The organism is Pseudomonas sp. (assembly GCF_046581935.1).
In the GTDB taxonomy this organism is placed as follows: Bacteria; Pseudomonadota; Gammaproteobacteria; order Pseudomonadales; family Pseudomonadaceae; genus Aquipseudomonas.
This window is the reverse complement of sequence record NZ_JAYGFK010000016.1, coordinates 180736-202282: the sequence shown is the minus strand read 5'-3', so window position 1 is coordinate 202282 and position 21547 is coordinate 180736. Positions and strand designations below refer to the sequence as shown.

General features: G+C 58.5%; 9 protein-coding genes. 6 read left to right on the top strand and 3 right to left on the bottom strand.

The genetic code is table 11. The features are described 5' to 3' along the window. Positions 1–3: 3 nt before the first annotated feature. Positions 4–930, bottom strand: a complete 927-nt coding sequence (locus VCA57_RS14890) for a hypothetical protein (RefSeq protein ID WP_411185836.1) — start codon at positions 928–930, stop codon at positions 4–6. Positions 931–1177: 247 nt separating this feature from the next. Between VCA57_RS14890 and VCA57_RS14885 the strand changes: the two genes are divergently transcribed. Continuing rightward, a complete protein-coding gene (locus tag VCA57_RS14885) occupies positions 1178–2863 on the top strand; it encodes a phosphoethanolamine transferase (protein WP_411185835.1) in 1686 nt (561 codons plus the stop codon). A 94-nt stretch (positions 2864–2957) separates the two neighbouring features. Here the strand turns inward: VCA57_RS14885 and VCA57_RS14880 are convergent, their stop codons facing one another. Together VCA57_RS14880 and VCA57_RS14875 are read right to left on the bottom strand one after the other, a co-directional pair. Beyond that, entirely contained in the window at positions 2958–3320 is a 363-nt protein-coding gene (locus VCA57_RS14880) for a DUF3703 domain-containing protein (protein WP_411185834.1), read from the bottom strand. 12 nt (positions 3321–3332) lie between these two features. Continuing rightward, positions 3333–5510 (bottom strand): heavy metal translocating P-type ATPase, encoded by a 2178-nt coding sequence (locus VCA57_RS14875; protein WP_411185833.1) that lies wholly within the window; start codon positions 5508–5510, stop codon positions 3333–3335. A gap of 80 nt (positions 5511–5590) precedes the next feature. Between VCA57_RS14875 and cadR the strand changes: the two genes are divergently transcribed. The 5 genes from cadR to VCA57_RS14850 all read left to right on the top strand — a co-directional run bounded on the left by cadR (position 5591) and on the right by VCA57_RS14850 (position 21467). Then, positions 5591–6043, top strand: a complete 453-nt coding sequence (cadR, locus tag VCA57_RS14870) for a Cd(II)/Pb(II)-responsive transcriptional regulator (protein WP_411185832.1) — start codon at positions 5591–5593, stop codon at positions 6041–6043. Positions 6044–6763: 720 nt separating this feature from the next. Further along, a complete protein-coding gene (locus VCA57_RS14865; RefSeq protein WP_411185831.1) occupies positions 6764–8485 on the top strand; it encodes a type I secretion system permease/ATPase in 1722 nt (573 codons plus the stop codon). Positions 8486–8492: 7 nt separating this feature from the next. Then, on the top strand, positions 8493–9824 hold the full coding sequence (locus VCA57_RS14860; protein ID WP_411185830.1) for an HlyD family type I secretion periplasmic adaptor subunit: 1332 nt from the start codon (positions 8493–8495) through the stop codon (positions 9822–9824). A 3-nt stretch (positions 9825–9827) separates the two neighbouring features. Next, entirely contained in the window at positions 9828–11159 is a 1332-nt protein-coding gene (locus VCA57_RS14855; protein WP_411185829.1) for a TolC family protein, read from the top strand. A gap of 1197 nt (positions 11160–12356) precedes the next feature. Then, positions 12357–21467 (top strand): hypothetical protein, encoded by a 9111-nt coding sequence (locus tag VCA57_RS14850; RefSeq protein ID WP_411185828.1) that lies wholly within the window; start codon positions 12357–12359, stop codon positions 21465–21467. The last annotated feature ends 80 nt before the right edge of the window (positions 21468–21547 follow it).

Below are 21547 nucleotides of genomic sequence, written 5' to 3'. Positions count from 1 at the left end.
CAATCAGTTTCCTGTCGGGGTGCGCTGCAGGCTCAATACGCGGTTACGGCCTTGCTCGGCGAGAAGGTAGTGACCCGGGTGAGTTTCAATCAAGGTTTGTGCCGAGCGCAGGTGCGACAGCACGGTGTGCAATTTGCCGTCCGAGGCTAGCAGCAATAGGCGCGCCATGTGCGTGGCATCTTCGGTAATCCACAGACCCTCGCTGTTGCACAGCAGATAACCGGGTTGGTTGAGCCCCGTTAGCACCACGCTGTCATGCCCCTCCGCCCCCATCAAGGACACCGTGCCGCTGGCCTTCTCGCTGTAAAACAGGCGGCCATCGGGGCAGGCGGTGATGGTTTCGGCTTGGTCCAGGCCGGTGCGCAATACCACGGTGGTGTTATTAGCCGGGTCGTAGCGCAGTAGGCGACCATTACCGTGGCGGTCTTCGATGGCGTAAAGGTAGCGGCCGTCATTGGCCAGCCCTTCAACGTTGCTGCCGGCGAACAGCTCTACGGTGCGTTGCGGTGTACGCCAGAGCACGGCTTCATCGCCTTGCTCCTGGCTGAACACCACGCCGCCACGGAAGCTGACCATGCCATCGGGTTTTGACAGGCCGGCTTCGACTGGCTCCAGGCTGCCGTCAGCGGTGTAACGCAGAATGCGCCCTTCGCCGCTCTGCAGTTCTTCGCTGAGCAACAGGCCACCTTCGGCGTCTTGGGCGAGTGCGCTGACCTTCTCGAGGTTGTCGAGAAAGACCTCATAGCGCCAGCCCGTTTCGCTTACCGCCGGATACAGGTGACGCCAGCCCATATAGGCGAAGGTGGCGAGCACCACCACCATCAGTAGCTGTGCCAGCAACAACCAGCGGCGTTTACCACTCAGTTTTGCCGTGCTGAGCCGGCCGGGGAGAGCGGGTAACGGCTTGTCGAGTAAGGACGTGAGTGACATGGGCAATATCCAGCGATAAACAGTGCCTGCATCCTAGAGGCCGGGCATTCAATTCCACGTCAAAAGAATGTGAAAAATTCGTGAGTTGCCAGCCATTCAGCGAGGGCCGTGGCATGCGCGTTAATGGGCGGCGCGCAATCGGCAAAACAGCGGCCAATACGCAACGATTTTTTCACATCTTCCCGACAGGGGTTTCACACGGGCCTGAGTAGATTCACGGCAGTCTTGTCATCCTCTCAGGTGCCCCGTGAGTGAATCTATTCTTAAACGTGTAGCCGGCTCTGTTCGGCTGAGCCGCAACGTGCTGACCATGTTGGTCGCTTTCTGGCTGATGCTGAGCGTCAACCTGCCGTTCTGGCATACCGTGTGGCAGGGCGTGGGCGGTATGAGTAATGACAGCCCCTTGTTCCTGCTCAGCCTGCCGCTCTTCGTGTGGATCTGGCTGTATGTGCTGCTCAGCCTGCTGGCCTGGGGGCGTCTGACCAAGCCGGTGCTGTGCCTGCTGGTGCTGGTGTCGGCGGGTGCCAGTTATTTTATGAACAGCTACGGCATCGTTATTGACTCCAACATGCTCACTAACGTGATGCAGACCGACAGCGCTGAAGCCACCGAGCTGCTCAATGGCCGGCTGTTTTTGTGGCTGCTGCTGTTGGGCGTGGTGCCCGCCTTACTGATCAGCCGTGCGCCGATTCGTCAGCTGAAATGGCGGCGTGAGCTGGTCGGTAAATTGGGCAGCATGGCGGCGTTGTTGGGCGTGTTTGCGGTACTGGTCATGAGTCAGTATCAGCCCTACGCCTCGCTGATCCGCAACCACCGTGAGGTGCGCCTGATGTTGGTGCCCTCCAATGTGGTGTCGGCTGTGCAGGGCTATGTCAAACGTGAACTGGCTTCACCAACCACGCTGGAAGTGGTGGGTGCCGATGCCTACCGCATTATGCCAGTGAGTACTAATCACCGGCCGCGAGTCACCGTGGTAGTGGTGGGGGAAACCGCCCGCGCGGCGAACTCCTCGCTCAACGGTTATGCGCGCCAAACCAACCCGGAACTGGCGCAGCGTGATGTCATCAACTTCCCGCATGCATCTTCCTGCGGCACGGCCACTGCGGTATCGGTGCCCTGCATGTTTCAGGATGTCGGCCGGGCGGATTACAAAGACTCAATGGCGAGCAATCGCGAAGGCTTGCTTGATGTGCTGCAGCGCGCCGGGGTCGGCGTGCTTTGGCGCGATAACAACTCGGGCTGCAAGGGCGCTTGTGACCGTGTACCCACCGAGGATGTTTCGCACCTGCACCTGAGCGACATCTGCGACGGTGGCGAATGCCACGACGAGGCGCTGCTGAACAATTTGCAGGCCCATCTGGACAGCATTGAGCGTGACACCGTGGTGGTGCTGCACATGAAGGGCAGCCACGGGCCGGCCTATTTCAAGCGCTACCCGGCGGCTTATGAGCATTTCACCCCGGTGTGTAAAGAGGTGGAGCTTGACCGCTGTGACACCGCCAGCATCGTCAATGCCTACGACAACAGCCTGCTCTACACCGACCACGTGCTGGCCAGCACCATCGACCTGCTGCGTAAAAACGCTGCGCGCCTGGACACTGCCATGCTCTATATGTCGGACCACGGTGAGTCTCTGGGTGAGCACGGCATGTACCTGCATGGCGTGCCCTACGCCATGGCCCCGAGTGAGCAGACCCATGTACCGATGGTGTTGTGGTTCTCCGAAGGCATGCAGCGCAGCAGCGGGATTTCCGCCAACTGCCTGCGCCAACAGGCGGGCCAGGACGTCTCGCAAGACAACCTGTTCCACTCGGTCCTTGGCCTAATGGGCGTGGGCACCTCGGTGTATCAGCCGCAGTTGGACATTTTCCGCAGTTGCATGCCGGCCACGGTTGCCCAGCATGTCGAGAACAGCGAACAGCGTGTCGACTAGTTCTGCGCGGGCAGGCTGAGGTGGGCGATGTCAAGGATGCTGCGCTGATGCTGATGCTGATGCTGATGCTGATGCTGATGCTCGGGCTCTGAAGCTAAAAAGCGGGCGGAGTAGGCTTGTCGCGCTTGAGCAGTGCTTGCAGTTCTTCAGGTACTGGCATGGGCATAAACGCACTGACCCGTGCGCGCCCGGTATTGCCGTGTGGTACCCATATTCTGGAGAACAGGAGGGCCGCGATAATACGCGGGAGCTGGCCGGTCACCTCGCGATAGTCGTTGCTCTGCCAGCCAAGCGTAAGCATCAGCCAGTGGCTTTTGGCATGCTGCAGTGGTTGGCGCTGGGTAAGGATGTGCGCCCGCTCCAACCAGGCGAAAGCCACCGCGCTGTTGTGCTCGCACCTGGCCTGCTCGGCCTGCTGAAACGCCTCGGCAATCGCCTGTTGCAAGGTTGTGTGCATGTTCATGCAGTCCTATTTCTTCAGCAAACGCAGGCCGTTGAATACCACCAGCAGGCTGACGCCCATATCCGCAAAGACGGCCATCCACATGGTGGCTTCGCCGGTCAGGGTGATGATGAGAAACAGCGCCTTGATCCCCAACGCCAGGATGATGTTCTGCTTGAGGATGGCCGAGGTTTGCTGCGATAGGCGAATAAACGCCGGGATCTTGCGCAAGTCGTCATCCATCAGCGCCACATCGGCGGTCTCGATGGCGGTATCGGTGCCAGCGGCGGCCATGGCAAAGCCGATTTCCGCCTTGGCCAGCGCCGGGGCATCGTTGATGCCGTCGCCGACCATGCCTACGACAAAACCGCGCGCCTGCAAGGCTTCGATGGCCTGCAGTTTATCCACCGGCAGCAGATTGCCGCGCGCTTCGTCGATACCGACTTGCTGAGCGATGGCGGCAGCGGTGTGCGGGTTGTCGCCGGTCAGCATGCTGGTTTTAACTCCCAGCGCATGGAGCTGCTCGATGGCTTCGCTGCTGGACGCTTTGACGGTGTCCGCCACGGCGAACAAGGTCAGCGGCCGCTCGGCATCGCACAGCACCACCACGCTTTTACCCTGCCGTTCGAGGCCCTCCAGACGGCTTTCCAGTTCGTCGGAACACAGGCCCAGCTCTTCCACCAGGCGGTGGTTACCCAAATAGAACGTCGCGCCATCGATGGTGCCCTGTACGCCACGGCCGGGCAGGGCGCTAAAACCTTCAACAGCTTGTGTGGGCAAGCCTTGTTCGGCTGCCTGCTTGGCTATCGCCTGGGACACCGGGTGATCAGAGCGGCCAGCCAGACTCGCCGCCTGGCTGTGATGAGCGGCGGCATTCTGCTCAACCAGTGGCAGGTAATCGGTTTGTACCGGCTTGCCGTGGGTGATGGTCCCCGTCTTGTCGAGGGCCAGAAAACCCAGCTTGCTGCCGCTTTCCAGGTAGACCCCACCTTTGATCAAAATACCTTTGCGTGCGGCTGCAGCCAGGCCGCTGACAATGGTGACCGGCGTGGAGATCACCAGAGCGCACGGGCACGCCACCACCAGCAGCACCAAGGCCCGGTAGATCCAGTCATACCAAGGTTCGGCCAGCAGCAGCGGCGGCAGAATGGCGACGGCCAGGGACAGCAGAAACACCGCCGGGGTGTAGATCTTGGCGAATTGATCGACAAAGCGTTGGGTGGGGGCGCGTGAGCCTTGCGCCTCCTCAACCGCGTGAATGATGCGCGCCAGCGTGGTGTTGCCGGCCACCGCCATTACCCGGTACTGCAACGAGCCGGCTTGATTGATGGTGCCGGCAAACACCGGGTCGCCGATGGTCTTTTCGACCGGCAGACTCTCCCCGGTGATTGGCGCTTGGTTAATGGTCGAATCGCCGGCGGTCACCTCGCCATCCAGGCCGATGCGCTCGCCGGGGCGAACCCTGACATTGGCACCAATGGCGATACTCGTGATCTCCACCTCAAGCCAGGAACCGTCGGCCTGTTGCACGGTGGCGCGCTCTGGGGTCAGGTCCATCAAGCCGCGAATGGCATTGCGGGCGCGATCCAGCGATTTGGCTTCGATCAGCTCGGCCACGGTAAACAGGAACATAACCATGGCCGCTTCCGGCCATTGGCCAATCAGCGCGGCCCCGGTCACCGCGATACTCATCAACGCATTGATATTCAGGTTGCGATTCTTCAGGGCAATCCAGCCCTTTTTGTACGTGCCCAGCCCGCACAGCAAGATCGCCAACAGCGCCACAGCGGCAACAACCCAGTCGGGAGCCAGTGCAGCAAAGTGCAAAACCTCGGCGCCCAGCGCCGCTATCCCTGACAGCGCCAGCGGCCACCAGGGCTTTTTGTGCGTTTTTTGCGGCGGCATTTTTGCGTTGGTCATTGGCTCGGCCTGCATACCCAGCGCCGTAATGGCCGCCTCAATGGGTGTGGTCGAAGGCAAGCGGTGCCACACCCCGAGCACCCGGTTGATCAGGTTGAATTCGAGACTGTCGACGCCTTCGAGTTTGCCCAGCCGATCCTCGATCAGCGTCTGCTCGGTCGGGCAGTCCATTTGCTCAATCCGAAATTGGCTGAGCCGTGAGTCCGGATGCTTCTCGGTCTTGGCTTGGTTACTAGAGGCTGAGTTCGTTTTAGTGTGCTGGTGGGCACCGCAGCAGTCAGTCATCGGGGCATCCTCATTGCGTGATGCGGTAGAGTGAACACCCTGAAGCCACTACAGGGTCAAGCACTTGAATGGGAGGTCTTATGAAGATTGGCGCACTGGCCAAGCTGGCCGATTGTCCGGTAGAGACGGTTCGTTATTACGAGCGTGAGGGGTTGCTACCGGCTCCGGCGCGCAGTGAAGGCAACTACCGCCTGTACCGTAGCGAGCATCTTGAGCGACTGACCTTTATCCGTAACTGCCGCACGCTGGACATGGCCTTGGATGAAATCAGAAGTCTGTTGGCCTTGATGGACCGGCCTGAGGAAAACTGCGAAGGCGTGAACAACCTGGTGGATGAACACATCCGCCATGTGCAAGCGCGGTTGATCAGCCTGCAGGCATTGCAGCAGCAATTACTCGACCTGCGCCACCGCTGCGGCTCGGAGCAAGGCGTGGAAGCCTGTGGCATCCTGCAGCAGCTAAACAGCAGTGGCGGCGTCAGCGCGCTACCGGATGATGGCCACTCGCATGTTGGAAAAAGCCATCGTCACTGAGGGGCATCGAATTGTCGACGGTACGCATGCATGAGCAATTCATGCTTATTGATACCGGAACCTTGCTTGTGTGGTCATTTGAATGGCCAGGTTGGGTCTGTTGCGTCTGCGTGCAGGGCCGCTATAAGTGATATTGGCTCCTGTAATGTCTAGCGGTGCTGGTAGCCGATTTTGCCCCGCATTACGCGGGAGTATCCAAAGCCATTCATGGTTTTGCCTGATGGTGAGTCTCACTTTCTGGCGGCCTTTCGCAGAGCTGCTGCGCTTGACGGTATTTCAGAAGTTAGGACGGTTACCGGTAGGGCGGTTTTAAAGACGGAAGATGGAAATCGTCGAGTTGCTGGCGGTGGTATTGCTCAGCGTTTCATTCTTTACTCTTTTGGCCGTAAACCGCTGCAGTTGTAGTTTTAGCTGCTCTGTAATTGGACGAGCTGTATGGGCCTGATGTGTAAATGCGGGTGTCAGCTGCGGACTGTTGTGGCTATCAAACTGGATCAGTGGGTAAGGTTAATTAGTCTATCTACGCCATTAATATGGGAAATGGGGATTATTAGGCCCGCAGCTTGACCGCGGCAGGGCGAGGGGCTTGCGTATAGCTTTATCAGGCCGCTGTCGCTAAAGTAGCGCCCTGATTTTTCCGGTCCAGAGGTGCCTTTGCACCCACACTGATCACGACTTTATTCGGACTTGCCTCTGTGCCGGTCTCAGGTAATCGAACCCATGACCGTGCATGTAAAAACCGAGTTGGAAGACGCCCTCGCCGTGTGCAAGGGCAGCTTTTTGTCAGTCGGCTTCTTCAGTTTCTTCGTTAACCTGTTGATGCTAGTGCCTTCTTTTTACATGTTGCAGGTCTACGACCGCGCCGTGGGAAGCAGTAGTCAATCTACTCTACTAATGCTGACGCTGATCATGTTGTTGCTGATGATCACGCTCGGCGGTCTCGAGTGGGTGCGCTCTCGCATAATGGTGCGTGTCAGTACCCGCCTGGAAACCCTACTGGCCTCGCGCTTGTATGAGGCCAGCTTCAAACAGGCGCTGAACACCGGCGGCATGAACGCCTCTGCCCAACCGCTTAGTGACCTCAGTGGCCTGCGCCAATTTTTGACGGGTAATGGGTTGTTTGCCTTCTTCGATACGCCATGGATACCAATCTATATGGCGGTTATGTTTATGTTCCATCCTTGGTTCGGCTGTATGGCGTTGATTAGCGCTTTGCTGCTATCTGCGTTGGCCTATGTCAACGAAAAACTCACCCATACGCCGCTACAAGCCGCCAACCGCCAGCAAATGGCAGCCACAGCTTTTACCAACAAGAGCTTGCGCAATGCCGAGGTGGTTGAGTCTATGGGGATGCTACCACGCCTACAAAAACTATGGCTGGCCCGCACGCATCAGGTGCTGAGCCTTCAAAGCGTCGCAAGTGATCGCGCCGGGGCGATTGCGGCGATCTCCAAGACCTTCCGTCAGATCGTGCAATCACTGGTGCTAGGTCTCGGCGCATACCTGGCAATCAAGCAGGAAATTTCACCGGGGCTGATGATCGCCGGCTCGATTTTGCTCGGCAGGGCGTTAGCGCCGATTGATCAGTTGATTGGCGCGTGGAAGGGGTTTGTCAGCGCCCGCTCGCAGTACTCCCGGCTGCATGAGCTGCTGGCCAAGGTCGCCGCCGAGCCTCAGCGTATGTCACTGCCGGCACCGCACGGGGTGGTCAACGTGGAAAATCTGATTGTGACGCCACCTGAAAGCCGCAAGCCGATTCTCCGCGGCCTGAACTTTCGTGTGGAGGCTGGTGATGCTGTGGGTATCATCGGCCCCAGCGGCTCGGGGAAATCGAGCCTGGCGCGTGCGCTGTTGGGCATCTGGCCAACCCTGGGCGGCACCGTGCGCTTAGACGGCGCCGACATCGCGCAATGGCGTCGCGACGAGCTGGGCCAACATATTGGCTACTTACCTCAAGATATCGAGTTGTTTGAGGGCAGTATCAGCGAAAATATCTCGCGCTTTGGCGATTTGGATGCCGAGGCAGTGGTCGCCGCCGCGCGCATGGCCGGTGTGCACGAGCTCGTTCTGCAACTGCCTGAAGGCTACGATACGGTGATCGGCGCCAATGGCGGCGGGCTCTCCGGCGGGCAGCGTCAGCGCATTGGCCTGGCCCGTGCACTGTACCGCGAGCCGCGGCTAGTGATCCTCGATGAGCCTAACTCCAATCTCGACGATAGCGGTGAGAAAATGCTCGCCGAGGCCCTTAAGAAGCTCAAAGTCAGCGGCGCCACGGTTTTCGTCATTACCCATCGACCGAATGTGTTGGCACACATCGACAAGCTGCTGGTGCTTAATAATGGCGAACTGTCTATGTTCGGCCCGCGTGACAAGGTTTGGGCGCAGCTACAAGGCGTCCAGCCGAAGGCGCCGAGCAAGCAGCCCGTAGCAGCGAAACAATAAGGTGCAGATGAATAAGCTTATGCATACGCCTATGTCCGTCGCGACCGAAGACGCTACCCTGCCAATCGACGACAAGCCTGCGCGGCGCGCCGGCTTGGCCATTCTGCTGCTGACCTTTGGTCTTTTTGGTTGTTGGGCCGCGCTGGCACCTCTCAGCAGCGCAGCACTGGCTCCCGGCGTGGTCACGGTTAAGAGCTACCGCAAAACTGTACAGCATCTCGAGGGAGGCATTGTCCGCGAGCTCCGTGTGCGTGACGGTGATCAGGTTAAAGCCGGTGATGTGCTGCTGGTACTAGACAACACTCAGGCGCGCGCTGAGATGGAGATGATACGCAGTCAGTTGATTGCTGCCTTGGCGCTAGAGGCTCGCCTGCTAGCCGAGCGAGACGATTTGCCCGCACCGATTGCTGTGGAGGAGCTAAGCGCCAATGACTCGCGTGTGCGCGAGGCCCAAGACAGCGAAGCACGTATCTTCCAGACCCGCCGCAACTCGCTGCTGGGCGAGATAGGCCTGCTCGAGAAAACTGTCGTACAGATTGAGCAACAGATTCGCGGGATTAAGGCCATGATCGCCAGCAAGCAAACACTGGCGGCCTCCTACCAGGAGGAAATCGACGATCTGCGCGCACTGCTGGCTGATGGTTACGTGGACAAGCAGCGATTACGTGAACAGGAGCGTAGCCTGGCCCGCCTGCAAGCTGAGGTGGCGGAGCATCAGTCCGAGAGCGCCCGCGCGCGGCTGCAAATTGGCGAGGCCCAGCTGAAGATACTGCAACTAAAGAAAACCTTCGCCACCGAGGTGGCCGGGTTGCTCGGCGAAGTGCACACCACTGTCTATGACTTGCGCGAGCGTCTCTCCGCCGTTCAGGATCGTGCCCATCGGACCGAAATTACCGCGCCAGAGTCTGGCATGGTAATGGGCATGACCCTGCACACCCTCGGCGGTGTGGTGAGTCCCGGTACGCCATTGCTGGATATTGTGCCGGGCAGCGAAGAGCTAATTGTCGAGGCCCAAATATCACCTATGGATATTGACCGTATCGCGGTTGGCAAGTTGGCGGATATCCGCTTCAGCGCCTTCAAGAGCAGTACCACACCGGTTATCGAAGGGCGCTTGGTGCAAGTCTCGGCCGACCGACTGGTCAACAAGGACACCGGTGCGCCGTATTATTTAGGCCGCTTGGAGCTGACAGATAAGGGGCGCAAGTCACTGGGCGTTCTAGAATTGGTTCCTGGTATGCCCGCCGAAGTCCTGATTAACACTGGCGCCCGCACGCTTCTGCAGTACGTGATGCAACCTGCGAGCAACGCATTTGCCCGCTCGTTGATCGAGGACTGAGCCATGAAGCCCTTAGCTATTATTAGTCTCGCCAGCTTGGCCCTCTCCTGTGTCGTTCAGGCCAGCACTGCCGCCACGCCCGCTGAAAACTACTTGGATCTTTGGCAATTGCAGCAGGAGGCTCGCCAGGCTGACCCGCGCATCCTGATGGCGTACGCCCGTACCCAGGGCGGGGCAGGACGCAAGCGCGAGGCTTACGGCCAGTTTTTACCACAGCTCAATGCCTCCACTAGCCACAATCGCAGTCTTCGTGAGGATGGCCTTAACAGGATCGAGTACAACGGCAAGCGCTATGCCATGAGTCTGAGTCAGGTCATCTACGCCCCGCAGGTGTGGCGCAGCTATCAGAAGTTTTCGGCGCTGGCCGAGCAAACCGAGTTCGAGTACGAAGACGCCCAGATACAAGCCAGCATCGATTTGGTCGAGCGCTACTTCAGTGTACTCGCCGCCGAAGACGAGCTGTCTCTGGCGCAGAGCGAGCTACAGTCGACCGAGCGCAACCAGCAGCGGGTCAATGCTCTGTTCCAGCGCAAGATGGCAATGATCACTGACGTGCTCGAACTAGCTGCGCGTGTGGATACCCTTAAAGCTGACGTGATTGAGGCGAGTAACCGCGTTGCGATCAGTCGTGAGACCATTTCAGAGCTGGTTGGTCGCGAGGTCCAAGAACCGCTGAAACGCATCAGTGTAGCCCCGGCCTTCATCCTCCCTGTGCAGCCGCAGGAATACTGGGTAACCACCGCGCTGGCCAGCAACCCTGCGTTGCAGGCGCGCGAGCAAGGCGTGCGCGCCGCTGACTCGGCTCTTGGTGAGGCCAGGGCGGCGCACCTGCCAAAGCTCGGGCTCAGCCTGACAGCACAGCGCAGCGATATCGGCTACGAGGGCAACCTGACCCCTCGCGCGGATCATTATGTGGCCTCGCTCGATCTGCAAGTGCCGCTTTACAGTGGTGGCTCGACCAGTGCCCGAGTAGTCGCCCTGCAGGGCGATAAAAGTGCGGCCGAGCAAGAGTTGGAGGCCTTACGTCGCCAGATAATCAGGGAAACTCGCACCGCTTATGTAAGTATGGCCGCAGGTCTCAGTCGTATCAAGGCCACACGCCAAGCCCTGGAGTCCGCCGAAAAATCGCGAATAGCAACAGAGAAAGCCCTAGCGTTCGGCGTAAAAAACGCGGTTGATGTGCTCGATAGTATCAAGGAGGAATTCCGCGCCCGCCGCGACCTGTACCAGGCCCAGTACAAATTCATCACTAGCCTGCTGGTGCTGCATCGCTGGAGCGGCCGGCTAGGTGATGCGGACATTCGCAGGGCAAACGACTGGTTGGTTATACCGTAACAAGGGGGCTGTAAGATTGACAGCACCGCCCCCGGGATTACAGCTGTAATCCCCTCGCTGCGCCCCTCAAGCTCGAAACCTGCCATCACCCTTAAGCGCTGCTCCGTTATGTTCGCAAACTCCCGCACTACGCGTCTTACGCTCTCATGCTGGCCTAGATGGTGTTTCCTGCTCGTTTCAATGTTGGTAAGGCGGCGTCAGTCAGTGTCGAAGGCGGGGGCTGCTGGTCGTGATCAGGGCCAGTTGTGCCTGGGTATTGGCGACCGTGATGATGTAGGCGTTGCTCCCCGTGTGCGCTCTCCGATTTGCTCCGCAGTGCCGATGATGTTCGTGCTTACGGCACCGCTGGTGGCGGCGTTGATGGCATTGAACATCGCGCCCTCTCCATTCCTGCACTCTAGCTGCTGATGCCTGAAGTATCCTTGCTTAGGATGATCAGTGTGCATGGATGCTTCTGGTCGAGCAGGTCAGTAATGTCAGGTTGCTGGTGTCGATCAGGCCCTGCTTTGGGCATTGAGTGCAATCATAAGTGTGGCTAGTGCATTCGCTGCTAGGTTGGTGTCGGTGAGCAATGCCTCGATGTTGATCCGGTCGCTGAGCTTGTCTTCAGCACCTTGAGCGTGCGGCTGAGGTCGACGCTAACGTTTTCTAGGTTCTCCACCAACTTTGCAGGCAATCAGTTTCTTTAAGTGTTTGGCGGCAAGCTGTGGGCCCTGCTCCAGTGTCGTGGGGTAGCAGCGCCGGCAATGCCCTTGGGTTTGAGAGTGATGGTAGGTCGGTCAGTGAGCGGGGTGGGTGGCCTAATGCCGTCAAGTCGATGATGCCGGAGGTGCCCTCGCCTAGCGCCTGCAACCCGCTGCTGTCGGGCGGCCACAGGAGCCATAACCATGATTGTTAATCTCCCTGCATGCGGGCTCTGCCGTGAAAGCCTTGCGATTCCGTAGTCTCTCATCTCGTCGATAAGTAGGGTGTTGACTTTAGCTCTGCTAGTGAGTGATAACATTAAATTGCCATTAAATTAATGGCATACTAGTAGCGATATTGAAAGTTGGTCGTCGCCCATTTGTGTCGCGGGGGCAGCTCCCAATAGTGTTACGCGACATAGGTGAGCAGGCCAAACGAGCTGGTTACCGCCCAAATTGAGCTTCCCCGCGCGCGAGTCGCGGGGATTTATTATTGCGAATGGAGAAACAACAGATGGCTACAGTAAGTATCGCAGACTTGGCCCAGCTAGCTGGCAGCAAACATACCGTCACTGGTTCGCTGGCCGATATATCAGCTGATTTGGGTAGCTCCGACTCGTTACTGCTTGAGAATGCCAACAAATTTACTACCTTGACCGTGACTGACTCCGGCGAGGCATCTGCAGTTGAAATCAGCGAGATCTACGAAGCTGTCACCGCGCGGGTGAAAATTTCCGGCATAACCACCGTTACCGGCAACACTCAAGACGTGGCCGCCCTCTATGCGGCTCAAAAAGCTAAGCAAGTGACTGGGCTCGGCAATGAGGCGGTAACTCTGGACGGCGGCCTTATTGATGCCGCTACGCTGATCTCTATTGATAAAGCGACCACCGGCACTATCACTGTGCTTGGTGAAGTTGGGCTCAGCGGTTCGCTGAAGGACGTGTCCAGCGTACTGAAGGCGAAAGCGAAGGCCATCACCCTAGAGCCCGGCGCTCAAGTCTTGCTCACCGACACCAGCATCAGTGGCGCGTCTGCATTAAAAATGCTCAAGGCACTCAGCTCACTGACCTCCGGTAGCATCGACGCCAGCTCACTGACCACGCTGCAAGGTAGCGCTGCTGATATCGCAGCGTTGTACGCCGCTGGCATTTCCAATTTGGACGACACTGCCATCACGCTGACCGGCGGTACGGTTGCAGCGGCGGACCTGTTGAGTGTTGACCTAGGCACTGACATCGATGTCAATGCCGCTAGCGTGAAGACCATCAAGGGCAGTGCCGCCGAAGTCGCCGATGTGTTTGACGCCGTTGTCGACGGTACGATCAGCGGCCTGCGTGCAAACGCCACGGTGACTCTGGTGGGCACAGAAGCAAGCGCGCAAGATCTGCTAGCCATAGACGCAGGCACAACCGCCAAACTCAGCGTCGCCAAGCTCAAGACCGTCACCGGCAGTGCAGCAGATGTTGCCGCCGTTTACGAAGCGCAGAGTGCCAAGACCATTTCCGGCCTAGGCAACGAAAAAGTCATTCTGGAAGGTGAAGCCTCTGCCTCCGATGTGGCTGCTATCAACGCGGCCACTACAGGGCAAGTCGACGCCAGCAGCATCACTGTGCTGAGCGGCTCGCTGAGCCAAATCAACACGCTGTTAAGTACCCCGTCCGCGCAAGTTTCGGGTCTCGGTACTCAGGGCGTCGTCCTGAACGACAGCGTACTGACCACTGCCCAACTGGAAGCGCTAGGGCTGCTCACCACTGGCGTAGTCAGCGCACCGGCGCTCACTACACTCACTGGCACACTGGCCAGCCTAGAGGCGCTGATTGATGTCGTCGGGGAAAATACCGTTCTCACGCTGACTGACACTCGTGTATCTGCTGCCGACCTGCTGGACCTGCGCGAAAGTACCAGCAACTCTATCAATGCTGACTCGGTCACTTCCATTACCGGCACTATGGAAGATATTCTGGCCATTCAAGATGCGGATGGTCTCAGCTTGGCCAACCTAACCGTCAGCCTGTCTGGCGAGACCGCTGCTTCCGACCTACTGACCTTTATCGACGGCGTAGACGGCCCCATCGACGTAAGTGCTGTAACGGCACTAACCGGCTCGCTGCAAGACATCAAGGCCGTGTTGCAATCAGGCGAAGAAGAGATCACAGGGCTGTCCGCGGATATTGACTTCAAAGTCGAAGATTCCGTAGCTAACCTGCTGAACCCTGATAACTATGGCATCCTTAATCACGCCTCTGTTGTTACTCTCACTGACAATGCCGCCGGCACACTGTCCATCGCTCAGCAAGCTCAACTCGTCTATTGGACGACCAATGACACCTGGTCCTACAGCATCCAAGACAGCGTCGACAACCTGCTGACCAATGGCGCCACCGCACCGATCGTCGGTGCGGACGCTGTGACTGTCGAAGGTAATGACGCTGGCGCGCTGTCAATCGCCAACCATGGCCTTCTTGCCGCTCTGACCACAGACGACACTTGGTCTTACAGCATCCAAGACACTGCCGCCAATTTGCTGGCAAACGGGAATGTTGCTCCTCTCACTGATGCGGACTCCGTCATCGTCATTGGCGAGTCCGGAGAGTCCCTGACCGTTGCAGAAGTAACTCTCCTAGACGACCTGATTACGGAAGGCAGCTGGACTTACAGCCTTGCCGACAGCCAGGCCAACTTGTGGAATGGTAACCAAGTCAACGCGTTCGTCGCTGATGGCATCACTGTTACCGTGCTTGGGGTTGCAAGTCTTCAAGGCCTGACAGCCATCGACACCGCCAACGGCGCGGCCAACGTTACGTATGGCACCCTGACTGGGTCCCCTGCTGAACTGACCGCCGATGCACAACTCAATGACGGTCGCGGCCACTATGTGAGCGGTAGCCATCCCGTCATCGTCAATGGTGAGCCGACTGTTTATCAACTGAACACCATCAATACAGCGGCTGGTGGTATTGTTACCGCCAGTATCAGCGGTACAGCTGAAGACTTGGCTCAACTGATCCCGGGTGATAACAGCTACACCGTCACTGTTACCGACACTGCAACGCTGTCGCAGCTGGCGGCTATCGATGCAGCAACCACCCTCGCGCTTAACTACGGCACCGTTTCCGGCACCGCTAGTGCGCTCGCCGCAGATTCGCAGTTGAATAGTGGTAGCGGTAAGTACGTGAGCGGTTCGCACGCCATTACCGTCACCGATGAGCCTACTGTGCTGCAGTTGAACATCATCAACGCCGCCACCGTCGGCGTCGTGAGCGCTAGCATCAGCGGTACTGCAACCGTACTGTCTGCACTGGTAGAGGGTAATAATGCCTACACCATTACTGTGTCTGCAGGCCCCGCAACAGCTGCCCAACTGAATACCATCAACGCGGCAACCAGCGTGCAGGTAAACGCGACGGCGATTACTGTCATCACGGGTACTGCTGAACAGTTCACCGGCTTACTGGCTGAAGCCAGCGCGATGCCGGCGACCATTGATTTGGCCGATAACTTCGCCGCAACAGTGAGCGGCACCGCTACTGTTGAGCTGTTGAACACTCTAAACGCGGCAACTGAAGGTGTTGTAACAGCCGTCATTAGCGGTACAGCTGGAACGCTGTCGGCACTGACCGCCGGCGACAACGCCTACACCATCACCGTCAACGGCGCAGCAACTGCTGCAGAGCTGACCAGCATCAACGCTGCGACCACCGTTGCTGTGAACGCAGCCAGCGTCACCCAGATCACCGGCACCTTTGCGGACGTGAGCGCCGTGATCGATGCCGCTCAGGCCGAGCCAGCAACCATCACTCTGGCCGGAAACGTTAACGTCCTGATCACTGATGCCTCCATCAGCGTCGTCCAAGCCAACATTGTGGACGGTTTCACCAGCGGCACCGTGATTGCGATCATCAGCACCACCGATGCTAGCGAACTGGCAACCCTGACCGGCACCAACAACGCCTACACCATTACTGTGGCAGGCCCAGCGACTGCTGAACAGCTGCTTGCCATCGACACCGCCACCACCGCAGCGGTAGACGCTAGCGAAGTAGGCGCGATCTCCGGCTCCAGTGCCGCTTTTGCCAGCCTGCTGTTGGGTGCCAATGCAGAGCCGGCGACCATTGCCTTGGCCGCGGACTTCACCGCTACAGTAACCGACGGCTTGTCGGTAGCGACTGCAAACAGCATCGACGCCGCTACCACCGGCCTTATCAGCGCAACCATCACCGAAACTGACGCTGTAACCTTGGCGACGCTGACCGGTGAGAACACCTACACCATCACTGTTGAGGGCCCGGCTACTGCCGCCCAGTTGGCCTTGATCAATGCCGCCACCTCGGTAGCCGTCAACGCCGAAGGCGTGACTACTATCACCGGCAGCGCAGTAGAGTTTGATGCTCTGCTGCTCGCAGTAACCGGCAACGAAATCACGCTCGGTGACTTTGATGCCGAGGTAACCGGCGCAGTGACCGTCGATCAGCTCAATACACTGAATACGGCCACTCAAGGCGAGATCACCGCAACCATCAGCGGCACTGCTGATGAATTGGATGGCCTGAGTGCCGGCGATAACGCCTACACCATCACCGTGACTGACACCGCCACCTTGGCGCAGTTGGCCATCATCGATGCGGCCACAACCCTCGACGTTACCTACGCTGGCATTGTCGGTGGGCTCGGTGACTTCTTCGATGAAGGAGACCTGACCACCAACGCCGATACCTACGTCACCGGCGCCCATGCAGTCACAGTGACTAACGCCAATTTGACCGTGGGTCAGGCCAATGAGCTGGACGCACGGACAACTGGCATCGTCACTGCCAGCCTGATTGGCACCGCCGCCGAGCTGGATGCACTGGCAGAAAGCAACAATGCCTACACCATCCAAGTCTTAGACACCGCCAGCTTGGCGCAGTTGGCCAGCATCGACGCTGCCACCAGCATCGAGCTGACCTACGCCGGCATCACGGGCGTCAGCGCTGACTTCTTCGTAAACGGCGCGGATCTGACCAGCAACGCATCGACGTACGTTAGCAATGGTCATGCCGTTACCCTGACTGACGCCCTGAGCGTGGCCCAGGCAAACGTCCTGGACGGCCTCACTGACCAGCTGGTAACGGCCACCATCAGCAACAGCGATGCAACCGAACTGGCCGGCCTGACCGGCACCAACAACGCCTACACCATCAGCGTCAGCGGTGAAGCAACCGCTGCACAGCTGACTAGCATTGATGCCGCAACAACCGTTGTTGTGGACGCGACCGACGTCACCGGCATCAGCGGTTCCTTCGACCAGATGGCCGCGCTGATTGACGCCGCACAGGAAACTATCTCGTTGGCCGACGATTTCAACGTCGACATCACTGGCGACATCAATGTTAACCAAGCCAACGTTGTTGATGCTGCTACCAGCGGCGTAGTGACCGCGACCATTAGCGAAACCGATGCCGCAGCACTGGTGAGCCTGACCGGCACCAACAATGCCTACAGCATCACAGTGACCGGCAGCTCGAGTGCCGAAGACCTGAACACCATCAACGCCGCGACCACCGTAGCGGTCGACGCTACTGCGGTCACAACTATCGAAGGTAGTTCTGAGGCCTTCGACATCCTGCTGGCGGCAACCCAAGTAGAGCCGGCTACCCTGTCGCTGTCTGGTGCCTACAACGTTGTCGTAAACGATGTTGTTTCCGTAGAGGCAGCCAACATCCTCGCCGCAGCAACCACCGGTAGCGTTACCGCCGATATCACCGAAACCGACGCCGCAATCTTGGCGCTGTTGACCGTTGAGGGTAACAACGCCTACGGCATCACAGTGACCGGCCAAGCAACAGCTGAGCAGTTGGCTACCATCAACTCCGCAACCACATCTGTTGTTAACGCGACTGGCGTGACCGCCATCACCGGCACCGCTGAAGAGTTCGCGGCTCTGCTGAGCGCAGTCGAGGACAGCGAAATCACACTCGGCAACTTCACGGCCGAGGTAACTGGTGCAGTGACCGTCGAGCTGCTGAACGCGCTGAATGCGGTCACCGAAGGCTTGATCACCGCCACCATCAGCGGCACCGCTGCTGAATTGGATGACCTGACCGCTGGTGACAACGCGCTCACCATCACCATTACTGATGCCGCCACTCTGGCACAACTGGCGACCATCGACGCGGCAACAACCGTGTCCTTGATCTACAGCGAAGTCAGCGACACCGCCGTAGCCTTGATCAATGATGCGAAAACTAACAATGGCACAGGCACCTATGTAACTGCTGCCATTGATGTGACCGTGACTGACGCGCCGACTGTCACCCAGTTGAATACCATCAACAACGCCACCACCGGCATTGTGACGGCCAGCATCAGCGGCACCGCTGCCGAGCTTGGTCAACTGATTCCGGGCCTCAACGAATACACCGTTACGGTGACCAACACAGCCACACTGGAGCAGCTGGATGTGATCGATTTCGCCACTGTCGGCGAAGTGATCTACCAAGACATCACCGGTGTTGAGCTGGACTTCTTCACCGTAGACAACGGCACCACGCTCACCGCCAAAGCCAACACCTACGTCGAGGGTCATGCTGTCACCGTAACGGGTTCAAGCCTGAGCGTGGCTCAAGCCAACACGCTTGACGCTAAGACCGATGCAGTCGTAACCGCTAGCATCAGCAACACCGACGCGAGCGAATTGGCCAATCTGACTGGCAGCAACGCTTACATCATCGAAGTCATCGGCGAGGCAACCGCGCAAGATCTGATCAAGATTGATACGGCGACCAATGTGGCTGTGGACGCGACCGGCGTTACCCAGATCACCGGCACGCTGGAACAAGCAATTGCCCTGCAGGTAGGCGCCACCGCAAGCCCGCAGACCATCATCTTGGCCAACGATTTCAACGCCGTAATCACAGATGACGCTGTCAGCGTGGATCAAGCCAACGGTTTTGATTACCTGACCAGCGGCATCGTGACGGCCACCATCAGCAACACCGATGCTGGCGAGCTGGCTGGCCTGACCGGCACCAACAACGCCTACACCATCACCGTGGCAGGCACTGCGACTGCGGCCCAGTTGAACACCATCAACACCGCCACCACCATCCCGGTAAATGCCCTTGGCGTGACCAGCATCACTGGTTTGGATGTGGACTTCACCACTCTGCTCGATTCGTTAGAGAGCGCGACCATCCAGCTTGCCGACAACTTCAGCGCAACAGTGGAGGGCACCGGCTCGGTTACCGTTACACTGCTGAACGCCCTAAACGCCGCCACAACCGGTGTGGTAACTGCCACCATCGCCGACACCGCAGATAATCTAGTGGCGCTGACCGCAGGCGACAACGCCTACACCATCACCGTGACCGGCGATGCCACTGTCGCTCAGTTGGCCTCGATCAATGCCGCCACCTCGGTAGCCGTCAACGCCGCAGGCGTGACCAGCATCACCGGCACCGCAGCAGAGTTCGATGCCCTGCTGCTCGCAGTAACCGACAACGAAATCACCCTCGGCAACTTTGATGCTGAGGTTACCGATGCGGTGACAGTCGAGCAGCTCAATACCCTGGACGCCATCACCACTGGCGAGATCACCGCCACCATCAGCGGCACTGCGGCTGAATTGGCTGGCCTGAGCCCAAGCGAGAATGCCTACACCGTCACCGTGACCGACACCGCCACCCTGGCGCAACTGACCAGCATCAATCAGGCCACTAACCTCGGAGCTACCTACGCCGGGATTACCGGTACGGCTGCTGACTTCTTCTATCCAGACAGCGCTACCCTGAATGTCAGCGCGCAGGCCTACGTCACGACTGATCATGCCGTCACCGTCACCGGTGGCAACATCAGCGCTGCCCAAGCCAACGCGCTGGATGACCGCACCAGCGGCGATGTGACTGCCAGCCTCAGCGGTACCGCTGCTGAGTTGGCTGAGCTGAACGCTGGTGATAACAGCTACACCATCACCGTGACCGGCACCGCCACCCTCGCGCAACTGGCGACCATCGACGCTGCCACCAGCATCGACCTGACCTACGCCGGTATTACCGGTGTGGTTGATGACTTCTTCGTAGAAGGCACTGACACGCTCACTGACAACGCCAGCACCTTCGTGAGTGGCCACGCAGTGACTGTTACCGGCGGCACCTTGACCGTAGGCCAAGCCAGCGCACTGGCTAGCTTCACCAGCGGGGTGGTTACAGCAGCCGTCAGCGGCATCGCTGTCGACCTAGCAGCCATGGCTGCTGGCAATGACGCCTTCGCCATCACCGTGACCGACACCGTGACCCTTGGCCAATTGACCAGCATCGATGCTGCCACCACTGGCACCATCACCTATGGCACTATCACGGGCACCGCTGCAGAGCTTTACGGCGACGCCCGCCAAGACGGCGGCAAAGGGCTTTACGTGAAGGGCGACCATGCGGTTACCGTGCTTAGCGAGCCAGCGCCTACTGTGCTGCAACTGAACACCATTGATGGGGCCGTTAGCGGTATCGTCACCGCGACCATCACTGGCTCAGCAGCGGAGCTTGCCGGGCTTCTGCCGGGCACCAATGCCTACACCATCCACATCACCGATACCGCTACAGTAGAGCAGTTGGCCATCATTCAGGCGTCGACCACTGTGCCAGTGGGCATGACCGTGGAAGGCACCGCCGGCAATGACACCATCGACTACTCCGCCTACAGCGCCGATCTGACGATTAACGGCAATGCCGGTGACGACGAAATCTATGGCGGCGCTGGTAATGACACCATCAATGGCGGCGAGGGCGATGACACCATGTTCGGTGGCCAAGGCGATGACACCTACATCGTGGACTCTGTACTTGACAGCGTTGGTGAATTCGCTAATGAAGGCACGGACACCGTTATAGCAAGCATCGACTACACGCTGGGTAATAACGTCGAAAACCTGACACTGACGGGTGCGTTAGACCTGAGCGGCGCCGGCAACTCGCTGGACAACATCATTATCGGCAACGACGGGAACAATGAGCTCGACGGCAACGGGGGTAATGACACCCTCTATGGCGGCGCTGGTGGTGACATTCTCAATGGTGGCGATGATGATGACATCCTCTATGGCGAAGAGGGCGATGACACCCTCTATGGCGGCTTAGGTGCTGACACCCTCAATGGCGGCGCTGGTGCTGACACCCTCTATGGCAACGATGGTGCTGACACCCTCAATGGCGGCGATGGTGCTGACATCCTCTATGGCGGCGATGGTGCTGACACCCTCAATGGCGGCTTAGGTATTGACCTCCTGCATGGCGGTTTTGGTGTAGATACCTTCGTCTTCACCTCTGGCGACGAGTCAAACACAGCTGCTGGCATAGACACGATCGATGATTTCGAGAATGGTGAGACGATCGATCTGTCAGGCTTGGCGTTGTTGAACGTTAATGTAGCTTTATCGCAAGATGATGCACCTACAGACCAGACCGTGAGTGATGCGTTTCTCTTCGGCTACTCGGTGTATGTTAACTATGACGACTCAGCGGTAAAGACGACCGTATATGTCGACTCCGATGCTGATGGCGCGTTCTCCAATTCTGATCTGGTAATCGAGTTGGTCGGTGTGGACGCCAGTGGCGATGGATCCATCAACTTCAACTTCGGCATTGTCTGACAGCGCTGGCTTTGATTGGGGTTAGTCCTTAATCCGCTCTGGTAGCCCACCGGCGAGCCACAGCCCATAAAAACCCGCCT

Coding starts and splice junctions, on each gene's coding strand:
- VCA57_RS14890 (WP_411185836.1), bottom strand. CDS start 930: ATGTCACTCACGTCCTTACTCGACAAGCCGTTACCCGCTCTCCCCGGC.
- VCA57_RS14880 (WP_411185834.1), bottom strand. CDS start 3,320: ATGCACACAACCTTGCAACAGGCGATTGCCGAGGCGTTTCAGCAGGCC.
- VCA57_RS14875 (WP_411185833.1), bottom strand. CDS start 5,510: ATGACTGACTGCTGCGGTGCCCACCAGCACACTAAAACGAACTCAGCC.
- cadR (WP_411185832.1), top strand. CDS start 5,591: ATGAAGATTGGCGCACTGGCCAAGCTGGCCGATTGTCCGGTAGAGACG.
- VCA57_RS14865 (WP_411185831.1), top strand. CDS start 6,764: ATGACCGTGCATGTAAAAACCGAGTTGGAAGACGCCCTCGCCGTGTGC.
- VCA57_RS14860 (WP_411185830.1), top strand. CDS start 8,493: ATGAATAAGCTTATGCATACGCCTATGTCCGTCGCGACCGAAGACGCT.
- VCA57_RS14855 (WP_411185829.1), top strand. CDS start 9,828: ATGAAGCCCTTAGCTATTATTAGTCTCGCCAGCTTGGCCCTCTCCTGT.
- VCA57_RS14850 (WP_411185828.1), top strand. CDS start 12,357: ATGGCTACAGTAAGTATCGCAGACTTGGCCCAGCTAGCTGGCAGCAAA.